This is a genomic window from Komagataeibacter kakiaceti JCM 25156 (genome assembly GCF_000613305.1).
Map to the genome: position 1 here is coordinate 1 of NZ_BAIO01000922.1, position 530 is coordinate 530.

The window sequence follows — 530 nt, forward strand, 5'->3', positions numbered from 1 at the left end:
CCCCCCGATCAGCCCCGCCGCCGCCAGCGTCATCCATGCCAGCGGCAGGCTGAGCCAGAACAGGAACGGCAGCACCACCAGCAGCGTGAACAGGTCCAGAAAGGTATTGAGCAGCCGCCCGGTCAGGAACTGCCGCACCCGGTAGATGGCCCCGACCCGACCGATCACGTTGCCTGCCTGCTCACGCTCGAAAAACTCCAGCGGCAGGGCGAGAAGCCGGTCGAACACCGCGAGCGAGATGCGCGTATCGAGCCGCGTGGTCAGCACCAGCGTGATCTCGCGCCGGGCGTGGGTCAGCAGGATTTCATAAAACGCCATGACCCCGACCAGCCCGGTCAGGGAAACGAGCGTGGCCATGGAGTGGAAGTTCACCACCCGGTCAATCACCTGCATGACGATAAGCGGCGGGAAAACGGCCAGCACGCTTATGACCATGGAGGCGATGACCACATCGCGCAGCAGCCGCCGCTCCCCCAGCACCAGTCCGCTCAGCCATGCGAAATCGACCGGCGGCTCGGGCACCGCGCCCC

General features: G+C 66.0%; 1 protein-coding gene. It reads right to left on the minus strand.

All coding sequences use genetic code 11. The features are described 5' to 3' along the window. On the minus strand, positions 1-530 hold a 530-nt coding region (locus JCM25156_RS26790), incomplete at both ends, for an ABC transporter transmembrane domain-containing protein (RefSeq protein ID WP_242402771.1).